Consider the following 11,500-nt stretch of genomic DNA (forward strand, 5'->3'; position numbering starts at 1 on the left):
GTTCTCCGCGAGCGATAAAAATTTCCTGTCCTTCCCCTTGTGATGCAATAACTTCGACTTCGTCGGCTTCAATAACTAGGGAGCCTTGGGTGATTTTCACATTATCCTTAAAAATGGAGGTTTTCTTTTTTCCATCAATAAACTGAGAGCTGGCATCCACGGTAATGGGTTTTTTAAAATCACTGGAGTCAGCCCACACCGGGGCAGACACCAAAAGCACCGATACACTATAAAGACTAACTGCCAGGGGAATAAATGGTTTGAACATGATCAATTAACTCATATTGTTGTGTGCTAAGGTTTGCATCAAAACCATTACTTTTTATTACGGTCTGAACACCGCGTATGTCCACGGGTTGATCGGAAATCATGGTTTTGTCGTCTAAATTAACCTTGATGAATTCGGTGGTGATGGTGCGTACAAAGTCATTTTCATTCAGACTTTTTATCACTACATTGCCTTCCAATTGTATCAGGTCGTTGTCGTACAGTGTGCCTTCTAATGCGGTGACCTGCCATGGCGGTTCGCCATCATCCAGAAACACGGTGTATTTGGGCTGAGAAAATAAAACAAAACCCAATTGATCGTAATGCTCCATGGAAACGGCAAATACCTCGTGGTTAAGTTTACCTTCACTGTTGAAAATCGTGGTTGTCAGGTTTTTAGCCTTGTAAGCGGGACGTAGCGCATCGGATCCGGCATTCTGTTTAAGCGGATCTTCTTCTTCCATCCATAAGGGCACATAGAGCATCAGCGCCAATATAAACAGGGCAGCAATACTGATCCCTAGCCGGTTCATACACTCGCACCGTGAATGGTATCTAAGGTACCTAACGCTTGCATTACAATGTCGCATACCTCGCGAACGGCACCAAAACCACCGGGTTTTGTGGTGATCCAATTGGCTTCACGGGTGACTGCCGGATGGGCGTCTTTAACCGCTATCTTGGTATCTGCGTATTGGAACATACCGAGATCAGGCATATCGTCGCCTATCGCCGCGACCTGATCTGGGTTTAGTCCTAAACGGGCACATAAGGCCGCCATGGCTTCCGCTTTGTTTTCTTGTCCCTGGATGATGTGCTTAACGTTTAGCGCGGTCATTCTGTTATACACAATTTCAGAGGAACGACCGGTGATCACCGCAACCTCCACGCCACTGTTAATCAGTGCTTTTATGCCATAGCCGTCCCGGGTATGAAAAGCTTTAAGCTCCTCGCCGCCGTTACCCAAATAGATTCGGCCATCGGAAAAAACACCATCCACATCACAGACCAGTAGTTTCAGCGATTTGAGTTTTGCAAAGCGTTCATCGCTAATGACGCCATAAAAGGTAACTGCATGACTCATTATATTACCCCTGCTTTAAGTAACATGTGCATGTTAAATGCCCCAATGGGCCTTTGTTGATCATCGACGACCATCAGTGCGCTTATTTTATGGGCTTCCATGATATTGAGTGCTTCCACAGCCAATGTATCGGCAGTGGTTACGCGTCCTCCTCGTGTCATCACCGCATTCACTTTGGTGGTATGGATATCTGTTTTCGCATCCAGAATGCGCCGTAAATCACCGTCTGTAAAGATGCCCACCAATGTTTTGTTTTCATCGATGATCCCGGTCATGCCCAGCCCCTTACTGGATATTTCAAGTAGCGCTTCAGTCACCGTTGCCGTTGCCCCTACAAGGGGAAGATCACCGTCGGTGAGCATAATATCGGCTACCTTAAGTAGCAGCTTTCTACCTAAACTGCCGCCCGGGTGAGACAAGGCAAAATCGTTAGGGGTAAATCCTTTTGCATCCAGCAGGGCGATAGCGAGTGCGTCACCCAATACCAGCGTTGTTGTGGTGCTGGACGTGGGGGCAAGGCCTAGCGAACAGGCTTCTTGTTCAACGCTGATATCAAGCACGATATCTGCGTGCTGTCCCAACGTGCTGTTGGCACGGTTGGTCATGGCAATCACCGGCACATTTAGCCGTTTAACAACGGGCAGTAAGTTGACCAATTCACTGGTTTCGCCAGAATTAGATATGGCCAGTAGCACGTCATTTTCGCTAAGCATACCAAGGTCGCCGTGATTGGCTTCGCCCGGATGCATGAAAAACGACGGCGTACCTGTGCTTGCTAAGGTGGCCGCGATCTTATGTCCAATATGACCAGACTTGCCCATACCACAGACAACCACTTTTCCGGTGCAGGTAGCGAGCAAATCACAGGCCTGAACAAAGTTATCATTCAGGCGATGAGCCAGCTGTTGCACGGCGGATATTTCAATGTCTATCACCCGTTTTGCTGACAAAATATATGCAGATGTGTTTTTCATGTTATCCAAAAAGCCAAAATTGATACGCGAGAAAACAGAGAACAAATATACCGCCTTCAAGACGACCTAGTTGCCGTTTGCCTATAAAATTAAAACTTAGGAAAAACAGCAGTACGGTGAGCCCAAACATCACCCACATGTCTCTGTTAAATACGTTTTCGTCAAGCAAGCCAGGAGAGATAAGCCCCGGCATGCCCAACACAGCAAGTAAATTAAAGATATTCGAGCCGATAATGTTACCCAGCGCGAGGTCGCTTTCCCCTTTCAATACACCGGCGATACTGGCTGCAAGTTCCGGTAAACTGGTGCCAAGGGCAATGATTGTCAAGCCAATCACCAGATCGGACACGCCGAAGTGATGGGCAATTTCCACGGCGGCACCAACCATATAATGGGCACTTAATGGCAATAACAAAATACCAACGCCCACCCAAAGTAGCGCATTCCCGGTTTTTACCCCGGTGGGAATTTCTCCGTCCGTTTCTGCCACTAAAGGATCTTCCTTGTCGACCTGTAGGGAAATCCATGCCATACCGGCCAAAACAAAAACGAATAAACCAATTAGAATTAAACCTTCTATATGGGAAAGTGTGCCGTTGTTGAGGAAAAACATGGCAAGAACAGTGACGAGCATAAGTACGGGAAATTCCCGCTTTAATGTTGAAGACGAAACCACCAGGGGACGAATAAGGGCTGTGATCCCTAACACCAAGGCTATATTTGTAATGTTAGATCCTAGGGCGTTACCCACTGCGGTATTCATATTGCCATTGGCAGAAGCAATCGCCGATACCACAATTTCCGGGGCAGAGGATCCCATTGCGACTATCGTCAAACCAATCATCATTGGCGAGATGCCAATATTTTTCGCTAATGCCGAAGCACCATAGACAAATCGATCGGCACTCCAGCTTAAAACAGCTAAACCCAGCAGGAAAATACAGATAGAAACAATCACAAGTTATCATTCATCCTTTGTTTTTTCGGATTGTCGCAAAAACGGCGGCTTTTGCCTACGTTTTCAGTAGAATACTGCTATATACGCACTCAATTGGTTAATAGTGCATCAATCGCAGATAATCTTTGTTGTTAAACCTGTCATAAGGACGTATAGAGCAGTATTTTTTGTGACTATAAAAACTATCAGCAGAAAAAATCACCACGACCCTTAATCTACTGTCAACATGTAAAAAAAGAGTAAGTCTGATGCCACATTGGTTTTTAGATTGTCCTAATCCTGACAAATAATTTTTGTTGTGCTTGTTTATTTAAGTATTCAAATTATTCACCAGTTATAAGCACAATGGCTTGGGTTTTGCTAAGCAGCGTATCATCGTTCTGTTAATACGAACATAACTTGTAACTTTTTTGCTTTGGCGTTGCGTCCCAAAGCGCGTACAATTAAGTGAAAACTACACTGGTGAGTGAAGTTCGTGTTTTCATCTGGGCACACGCTGATGTGTCCGCTAAATAGAAGGCTTATTTTCAAATCTATGGAGAATTTAGTCGAAATAGAAAATATGGTCTTTCGCCGCGGCGAGAGAGTCATCTATGACGGCGTAAGTTTTGTTGTGCCCAAAGGTAAAATTACTGCGGTAATGGGGCCTAGCGGGATAGGTAAAACTACGCTTCTTAAACTGATTGGCGGTCAGCTTACGCCTGATAAAGGTGATATACGGTTTGATGGCAGCAGCATTGTGTCGATGAATCGTGGTGAGCTCTATCAAACCCGACGTCGTATGAGCATGTTGTTTCAAAGTGGCGCGTTATTCACTGATATGACCGTACACGATAATGTGGCGTTTCCCTTAAAAGAGCATACCAAGTTGAGTGACGATATCATCGATACGATTGTCGCACTTAAGCTACAGGCTGTAGGTTTGCGCGGTGCCTCAAACATGATGCCCAGTGAGCTGTCTGGCGGAATGGCAAGACGAGCTGCGTTAGCCCGTTCCATTGCCCTTGACCCCGATTTAATCATGTATGACGAACCCTTTGCCGGTCAGGATCCGATTTCCATGGGCGTTTTGGTAAAGCTGATACGTCAATTGAACGACGCCCTTGATGTCACCAGCATTGTGGTAACCCATGATGTGACCGAGGTGCTTACCATCGCTGATTATATTTATATTCTTGCTGACAAAAGAATTATTGGTGAAGGTACGGCGGATGAAATCCGCAATAGTGAGTCGGCGTTGGTGCAGCAATTTTTGAAAGGTGAAGCCGATGGTCCGGTCCCTTTTCATTACCCTGCAAATGATTTAGCGACGAGTCTGTTTGGAGAGAAATCATGAATTTCTTACAACAAATCGGCGCGCATACCATAGCCCGTCTAGCGGCTGTAGGCCGAGCGGGGCTTATGTTAGCAGGTGCACTTTTTGCGGCGCCTAAATTAAAAAATGTTTCGCTGACCATACGTCAGGTTTATGTTGTCGGCGTGCAGTCTTTATTGATTATCGTGGTGTCAGGATTGTTTATCGGTATGGTGATGGCCCTACAGGGTTACACCATTTTGGTCGATTACGGCGCGGAAGGCAGTCTGGGGCCCATGGTCTCGTTGTCGCTGCTGCGAGAATTGGGGCCTGTGGTTACGGCATTGTTGTTTGCTGGTCGGGCGGGATCGGCGCTCACTGCGGAAATTGGTCTTATGAAGGCCACAGAGCAGCTATCCAGTTTAGAAATGATGGCCGTGGATCCGCTGCGACGGGTGGTCGCTCCCCGTTTTTGGGCGGGGATTGTTTCCATGCCATCGCTGGCCTTAATTTTTAGTGCTGTGGGTATTTTAGGTGGTCACCTTGTAGGGGTTGACTGGCTTGGTGTCGATAGCGGGAGTTACTGGTCCATTATGCAATCATCGGTGGAATGGCAAAAAGATGTCATGAATGGCGTGATAAAAAGCCTCGTCTTTGCCTTGGTTGTGACCTGGATTGCCATATTTAAAGGATACGATTCGATACCGACATCAGAGGGTATCAGTAAAGCAACTACAGAAACGGTCGTATTTTCATCTTTAGCTGTATTGGGGCTGGATTTTGTCTTGACCGCCCTGATGTTCGGAATTGAGTAGGGGATATTAATGAACAAGTATAAAACAGAACTCATGGTAGGAGTGTTTGTTGTTCTTACAATAGGTGCAATTTTACTACTGGCACTGAAAGTAGCCAATCAAACCATGTCTAGCGCGGGTGATACTTATACTCTCTACGCTAAATTTGACAACATTGGTGGGTTGAAAGTGCGTTCAGCGGTGAAAGTCGGTGGGGTGACCATTGGTCGAGTATCGAATATTCATTTGGATCAGGACGATTATACGCCGGTAGTCACACTGAGTATTTCTACCGATTACGAAGGTTTTCCTGATACCAGCTCTGTGTCTATTTTGACATCTGGCCTGTTAGGTGAGCAGTACGTCGGATTCCAGCCCGGTTTCTCCTTTGATGGGGTTGAAGAACTGAAAGACGGTGACTATTTACAGGACACCAAATCAGCCTTGGTACTGGAAGATCTCATCGGCCAGTTCTTGTTTAACCGTGGCAGTAGTGACGATTAATCTGAAATCTTTTTATATGGCGTCCGGTCTTTATGCATACTGATGACGCTATCAGGACACTATTTAGGAGATGATGCCTTGAAAAAATTTGTACTTATCGCTTTGTTAACGTTTGCGTCGGTGACGGGAAACGCATTCGCACAAGATGTGGATGAACAAAATCCGTATGCGCTGGTCAAAACTGTGGGTTTACAAACCTTTGATCGTATAAAAGCGAGTCAAACTGAGATTGCCGCGGATCCAGAGGTGTTGCGAACAATCATGAAAGAAGAATTGCTTCCTCACATCGATTATCAGTTTGCTGCTTTTATGGTGTTAGGAAAGTACTTTAAAACAGTACCTAAAGATAAGTTGTCAGAATACGTGCAAGTATTTAGAGAATATTTGATCACCACGTACGCAGTGGCGATGGGTTACTACGATAATCAAACCGTAACCTTTGAACCTGAAGGGGATTTTGCAGATAAAAAATCCGTGACGGTCCGTGCTGTTGTTCAAGATCCAGAGCGCCCAGAAATTAAAGTGGCGTTTAAAGTGAGAAAAGACAACCGCACGAATGAATGGAAAGCTTACGACATGGTGGCTGAAGGTATCAGTTTATTGAACAGTAAACGCAGTGAGTTTGAGCCTATTTTACGTCAAGAAGGTATCGATGCCGTCATCAAGTTGATGCGTGAAAAAATCGAGCAACCCGTCGGTGAACAAGTTGAGCAAGCGAAGGAAAAGGAAAATTCGTGAGTCTTTTTCAATTAAATGATGAAGGGGTTTTGCATATCCACGGCCATCTTGATCGAGATACTCTCGCTAAAAATTGGTGGGGTATGCTAAGCTCCACCGAACAATCTACCCTGATTGCCAAAGGGCAATGTGTATTGGATTTAAGTGATGTAGAAAGGATCGACAGCGCGGGATTAGCCTGGTTGATTAATGCAGTGCGTGACGGCAAGCGGAGTCAGGTGGAGGTCACCTTGGCAAACGTACCGGACAAACTGCTAAAACTGGCAAAAATCAGCGACGTTGATACGCTTTTACCGGTAAACTAACGCACCTTTAGCTGAGAGTTGACATATTATGGAATTAACCGAAATTGAAGCCTTATTGAAAGATAAGCTTGGACTGGCCGAAGTGCACGTACGAGGTGAAGGCTCTCACTACACTGTGATTGCAGTGAGTGATAGCTTTAATGAAATGAGCAGAGTAAAACGTCAGCAAGCGGTTTATGCGCCGCTGCAAGACAAGATTGCTGACGGTACCATGCACGCAATATCAATTAAGACCTTCTCAGAAGCAGACTGGCAAAAAGAACGTCAGTTTCATTTACCTCAATAACGGTTCAGGTATTCGTGGATAAACTTATCATAAAAAAAAGCCCGCCACTGATTGGTGAGGTTCGTATTAGCGGCGCTAAGAATGCAGCGTTGCCCTTATTGATGACCCCTCTACTAACGGATGATCCATGCCGGTTTACCAACGTACCGGCGTTGCGCGACATCAATACCACTACCGCCTTACTTACCCAGCTAGGTGCCACAGTGGCCCGTCCTGATACCAATGAAGTCACCATTTCCGCGGCAAGCTTAAATAGCGTGACAGCGTCCTATGAGCTGGTAAAAACCATGCGTGCCTCTATTTTGGTTTTAGGGCCGTTATTGGCCAAACAGGGCATGGCAAATGTTTCTTTACCCGGAGGTTGCGCCATTGGTGCCCGTCCCGTGAACCTGCATTTGACCGGTCTTGAGCAAATGGGCGCCGAAATCGAAGTGGATGAGGGGTACATCCGGGCGCGGGTTAATGGACGTTTAAAAGGCGCCCGTATCTTTATGGATATGGTGAGCGTAGGTGCCACAGAAAACCTGATGATGGCGGCGGCGCTGGCTGATGGCACAACGGAACTGGAAAACGCGGCTCGGGAACCGGAGATTGTTGATCTGGCTAATTGTCTCAATCAGATGGGCGCAAAAGTCAGTGGTGCCGGCACCGATCATATTACTATTGAAGGGGTCCCCCGCCTTGGTGGTTGCGATTATCGGGTATTACCTGACCGCATTGAAACCGGGACGTTTTTAGTGGCCGCTGCGGTATCTGGCGGCAAAGTTACCTGTACTGGGGCGGCTCCCGAAACATTGGAAGCGGTGATTAATAAACTCCGTCAAGCCGGCGCGGATATCAGTGTGGGGGATGATTGGATCACCTTAGATATGCAGGGTAAAAAGCTTACCGCCGTGCAGGTGAAAACTGCACCGCATCCTGCGTTTCCCACCGATATGCAAGCCCAGTTCGTCACCCTCAATTGCGTGGCCGAAGGTACAGGTGTGATCACTGAAACTATTTTCGAAAACCGCTTCATGCATGTACCTGAACTACAACGCATGGGCGCTGAAATTTCCCTTGAAGCCAATAGTGCAGTGTCCAAAGGCAGTTCGTCGTTAAAAGGGGCACCGGTAATGGCCACTGATCTTCGCGCGTCAGCAAGCTTAGTGATTGCCGGTTTGATTGCCGAAGGGGAAACTCACGTAAGCCGTATCTATCACTTGGATCGGGGTTACGAGAGTATTGAAGAAAAACTCAATGGTCTGGGCGCTAATATCATACGGGTGCGTGAATAGCGTTCAGTATTTAGGTAGCGCCGAATAAAATCGGCCTCGCCCCTACCGCCCATCGTTCTCACCGTGCAAACATAGTGAACATTTGCTTTCTTCTATACGCAGTTTAACCGTCTACCCAACTATCAAGTTGGGTCATAAGGCGCTTTAACAGCGTTTTTAAACCTCTATCGTTTTCGATGAGAATGATTGGCTTCATTAGAATAGGCTCCAATTAGATAACCAAACCGACTATTTCAAGCTGTTTACCAGCCCTACGTATTCTAGCTTAAAGGGGATCGTGACCGGCTTGGTTGAGGGAAGAGGAGGTTACCCATTGCGACCAATAGTCAGGTTTTGGATCGGAAGTATGGAGCCTTCCAATGTATGTTGTTTGTGGGGAAAGTGACTTAGGTTGAATTGTCAAAATAGTGGTGATCCAAAATCACTGCGAAATTTGTATACAGATACCTAGATAAGTTATCAAAAAATGTGCAGTTAGATGCAGAGAAGCTGCATTTAAGTACTAACTTTGCATGACATATGCTATACATACTTTCTTTAAGATTGTGATTTTATACAATATTCTTAGAAAGCAGTGTGTCATGGAATAAGATAAAAGCATGATGGGATATTTCGGTGATATCACGTCTTTATTTTGATTAGGATTAATGGGTGAATAGCGTGTTATTTTTACGTCGTTTAATTCGACAAGGGTTATTACAAAACCCTAAAAATGCCATACCGGTTGTATTGTTTTCCATTATGATAGTGACAATTGTACTTGTTGGTGAGCCCCCCTTAGCTTCTGCAAAAGAGCCCCAATCGGATAACACCGCGCAAACGAACCACGCCTGTACAAAGGAACCCTGTAGAAAAGAGGAAAATAGCGGCTAGGCTATCGTACTTACAGTGAACCGCCAGAGGACAAGGCTGTCTGCCCAAGTTCTGCCACCACGGCATTGATGCTTAAGCTCTCGCCGTTTCGGCTAATTTCCAATTCAAGTGTTGTGCCCGGCTGGGTTTCTGCAATCATATCCAGTGTTTTAGAGGCACTTTCAAGACGTATTCCATCGATGGCCATGATGATATCGCCGGCTTGCAATCCAGCGCGATCTGCGGGGCTGTTTGCTGCTACAGCCGTCACTTCAATTCCCGGACTGTCTCGTATCTCACTGCCAATAAAGCCAAGCTGCCCGCGGGTGACTTTACCTTTTTGAATAATTTCATCCATCACACGCTTGGCAAGTTCATAAGGTACCGCAAAATTAATACCGTCAACGTTACGCACACCGTTTTGAGAGTCGCGTACCTGGAAGTTGGCGTTGGTTATGCCCACTAAAGAGCCATTGCTGTCTACCAGTGCGCCCCCCGAATTACCTTGATTTAACACCGCATCGGTTTGAATGAAGTCGACATAGTTGGAGAGCCCATTTCTACCTGCACGACTTACGATACCGTGAGTAATGGTTTGCCCTAAATCGAATGGGTTACCGATAGCCATTACAAGATCGCCCACATGTACATCTGGCTCCTCCATTTGGGGAATGACATGCAGGTTGTCTGCGTTTACTTTTAAGACCGCTAAATCGGTAAGTTCATCAGTGCCTACGATTTGGGCTTCAAGTACCCGCCCGTCCTGAACGGCAACAAAAATGCTGTCCGCATCGGCCACCACATGGTTACAGGTTAGCAGGTAGCCATTTTCCGTCATGATGACGCCTGAGCCGAGGCTAGCACGCTCTCGGGGACGATTACGAAATAATCCGGTGTCGGTTTCAATACTGACACTATAAATATTCACCACCGCAGGCGCTGAACGACTTAATGCCAAATAATAAGATTCACGGCGTGAAGGTGTGCTATCGATGTTGAAAAAGCTATCTGCAAAGCCTGCACCTTTGCGCAGCCCTGGCATGAACACGAGCATAAACGCTGCGACTATGATGCCCAGCACAATGGATTTTATGAGGAAGTGAAAAAATTGCTTACCAGCCACGCCTGTCTTATTCCGTATTGCCTCTCAGGTATTCCTTGAACGAGGCGGGGTTCGTGCTGCTAAGGATATCACCTAAATGCTTGAATACCAATTTGAAAGAGGATTTCACAGGAAACAAACACCCTGGCGGCTTACGCCAGGGTGTTGTATGCAGTGTCTTATCGAATGACAAGGTAGATTGTGGCAGTTCCCCGTCTGACATTCAGGGCAATAACGTTTTCCCCTGAATCATCAATTTTATTACGGAATTCTGCTACGGTTCTAACTCGCTGACGGTTCACACCAATGATGACATCATCGGCTTCTAAACCAATACGTGCCGCAGGACTATTGCGTTCAATCTCCGATACTTTCACGCCGTCGTTGCCCGCGTCGTCTTTACCGTTTACTAAGGTGGCACCTTCTAAAGCGGGGTGTAAGGTAGCAGCAGTGACTTTGCTGTTTGAAGCATCGTCTAAGGTTACCGATACTACTTTTTCATCCCCTTCACGTACGATGGTCAATTCAACGTCTGCGCCAGCGCCCATACTTGCAATTTTGGCGGCTAATTCGCGGAAGCTATGCAATTCACGACCATTGAATTTGGTGATGATATCACCGGCTTTAAGGCCTGCTTTTTCGGCGGCGGATTCAGGGGTTACTTCACGAACAAAGGCGCCGCGGTTGGCACTTACGCCCATGGCTTTGGCCAATCCTGCATCCACATCGTTACCCATAACGCCGAGCAATCCACGGCGTACATCACCGAATTCCACGATTTGATCGACCAGACTCTTCATCATGTTACTGGGGATGGCAAATCCAATACCCACATTGCCCCCGTTAGGGCCGAATATGGCGGTATTGATACCCACTAATTCACCGCGCAGGTTAACCAGCGCACCACCAGAGTTACCGCGGTTAATGGCCGCATCGGTCTGGATAAAGTCTTCATAACCACCAATATTTAAACCAGAACGTCCCAAGGCTGAAATAATCCCGGAAGTTACTGTTTGAGAAAGACCGAAAGGATTACCAATAGCCACAACATAATCACCTACACGC

15 protein-coding genes are annotated in these 11,500 nt (G+C 46.5%); 8 read left to right on the forward strand and 7 right to left on the reverse strand.

What is annotated here, in order from left to right; genetic code table 11:
• The 5 genes from V5298_RS17545 to V5298_RS17565 form a co-directional block, all read right to left on the reverse strand.
• The coding region (locus V5298_RS17545) for an LptA/OstA family protein (RefSeq protein WP_332932729.1) at positions 1 to 268 on the reverse strand (268 nt) is incomplete at its 3' end.
• Positions 237 to 800: an LPS export ABC transporter periplasmic protein LptC gene (gene lptC / locus V5298_RS17550; RefSeq protein ID WP_332932730.1), complete on the reverse strand. Its 564-nt coding sequence runs from the start codon at positions 798 to 800 to the stop codon at positions 237 to 239. The genes V5298_RS17545 and lptC, both read right to left, overlap by 32 nt.
• The gene (kdsC, locus tag V5298_RS17555) at positions 797 to 1,351 is read right to left on the reverse strand and encodes a 3-deoxy-manno-octulosonate-8-phosphatase KdsC (RefSeq protein WP_332932731.1); all 555 of its coding nucleotides are present in this window, start codon (positions 1,349 to 1,351) and stop codon (positions 797 to 799) included. Before kdsC ends, lptC begins: the two co-directional genes overlap by 4 nt.
• On the reverse strand, positions 1,351 to 2,325 hold the full coding sequence (locus V5298_RS17560) for a KpsF/GutQ family sugar-phosphate isomerase (RefSeq protein WP_332932732.1): 975 nt from the start codon (positions 2,323 to 2,325) through the stop codon (positions 1,351 to 1,353). Before V5298_RS17560 ends, kdsC begins: the two co-directional genes overlap by 1 nt.
• Before the next feature lies 1 nt (position 2,326).
• Entirely contained in the window at positions 2,327 to 3,283 is a 957-nt protein-coding gene (locus tag V5298_RS17565) for a calcium/sodium antiporter (protein ID WP_332932733.1), read from the reverse strand.
• Positions 3,284 to 3,818: 535 nt separating this feature from the next.
• Between V5298_RS17565 and V5298_RS17570 the strand changes: the two genes are divergently transcribed.
• The 8 genes from V5298_RS17570 to V5298_RS17605 all read left to right on the forward strand — a co-directional run bounded on the left by V5298_RS17570 (position 3,819) and on the right by V5298_RS17605 (position 9,354).
• The gene (locus V5298_RS17570; RefSeq protein WP_332932734.1) at positions 3,819 to 4,619 is read left to right on the forward strand and encodes an ATP-binding cassette domain-containing protein; all 801 of its coding nucleotides are present in this window, start codon (positions 3,819 to 3,821) and stop codon (positions 4,617 to 4,619) included.
• Entirely contained in the window at positions 4,616 to 5,392 is a 777-nt protein-coding gene (gene mlaE / locus V5298_RS17575; protein ID WP_332932735.1) for a lipid asymmetry maintenance ABC transporter permease subunit MlaE, read from the forward strand. Before V5298_RS17570 ends, mlaE begins: the two co-directional genes overlap by 4 nt.
• 9 nt (positions 5,393 to 5,401) lie before the next feature.
• A complete protein-coding gene (gene mlaD, locus V5298_RS17580; RefSeq protein WP_332932736.1) occupies positions 5,402 to 5,875 on the forward strand; it encodes an outer membrane lipid asymmetry maintenance protein MlaD in 474 nt (157 codons plus the stop codon).
• Between the two features lie 78 nt (positions 5,876 to 5,953).
• Entirely contained in the window at positions 5,954 to 6,613 is a 660-nt protein-coding gene (locus V5298_RS17585; protein WP_332932737.1) for an MlaC/ttg2D family ABC transporter substrate-binding protein, read from the forward strand.
• Positions 6,610 to 6,918, forward strand: coding sequence for an STAS domain-containing protein (locus V5298_RS17590; protein WP_332932738.1), 309 nt, complete (start codon positions 6,610 to 6,612; stop codon positions 6,916 to 6,918). The genes V5298_RS17585 and V5298_RS17590 overlap by 4 nt, the downstream gene beginning before the upstream one ends.
• Before the next feature lie 28 nt (positions 6,919 to 6,946).
• Positions 6,947 to 7,204 carry a BolA family protein gene (locus V5298_RS17595; protein ID WP_332932739.1) on the forward strand — a complete coding sequence of 86 codons (258 nt, stop codon included), beginning with the start codon at positions 6,947 to 6,949 and terminating at the stop codon, positions 7,202 to 7,204.
• Between the two features lie 14 nt (positions 7,205 to 7,218).
• A complete protein-coding gene (gene murA / locus V5298_RS17600; protein WP_332932740.1) occupies positions 7,219 to 8,481 on the forward strand; it encodes a UDP-N-acetylglucosamine 1-carboxyvinyltransferase in 1,263 nt (420 codons plus the stop codon).
• Positions 8,482 to 9,132: 651 nt separating this feature from the next.
• A complete protein-coding gene (locus V5298_RS17605; protein WP_332932741.1) occupies positions 9,133 to 9,354 on the forward strand; it encodes a hypothetical protein in 222 nt (73 codons plus the stop codon).
• A gap of 10 nt (positions 9,355 to 9,364) precedes the next feature.
• On the opposite strand, the gene V5298_RS17610 is transcribed toward V5298_RS17605, so the two are convergent.
• Both V5298_RS17610 and V5298_RS17615 read right to left on the reverse strand, forming a co-directional pair.
• Positions 9,365 to 10,456: a trypsin-like peptidase domain-containing protein gene (locus tag V5298_RS17610; RefSeq protein WP_416351200.1), complete on the reverse strand. Its 1,092-nt coding sequence runs from the start codon at positions 10,454 to 10,456 to the stop codon at positions 9,365 to 9,367.
• Between the two features lie 158 nt (positions 10,457 to 10,614).
• The coding region (locus tag V5298_RS17615) for a PDZ domain-containing protein (RefSeq protein WP_332932742.1) at positions 10,615 to 11,500 on the reverse strand (886 nt) is incomplete at its 5' end.

The organism is Alteromonas sp. 14N.309.X.WAT.G.H12 (genome assembly GCF_036697315.1).
GTDB lineage: Bacteria > Pseudomonadota > Gammaproteobacteria > Enterobacterales > Alteromonadaceae > Alteromonas.

Excerpts from the sequence above, each read along its gene's own strand:
- lptC (WP_332932730.1), bottom strand. The coding sequence starts at position 800 with ATGAACCGGCTAGGGATCAGTATTGCTGCCCTGTTTATATTGGCGCTG.
- kdsC (WP_332932731.1), bottom strand. The coding sequence starts at position 1,351 with ATGAGTCATGCAGTTACCTTTTATGGCGTCATTAGCGATGAACGCTTT.
- V5298_RS17560 (WP_332932732.1), bottom strand. The coding sequence starts at position 2,325 with ATGAAAAACACATCTGCATATATTTTGTCAGCAAAACGGGTGATAGAC.
- V5298_RS17570 (WP_332932734.1), top strand. The coding sequence starts at position 3,819 with ATGGAGAATTTAGTCGAAATAGAAAATATGGTCTTTCGCCGCGGCGAG.
- mlaE (WP_332932735.1), top strand. The coding sequence starts at position 4,616 with ATGAATTTCTTACAACAAATCGGCGCGCATACCATAGCCCGTCTAGCG.
- mlaD (WP_332932736.1), top strand. The coding sequence starts at position 5,402 with ATGAACAAGTATAAAACAGAACTCATGGTAGGAGTGTTTGTTGTTCTT.
- V5298_RS17595 (WP_332932739.1), top strand. The coding sequence starts at position 6,947 with ATGGAATTAACCGAAATTGAAGCCTTATTGAAAGATAAGCTTGGACTG.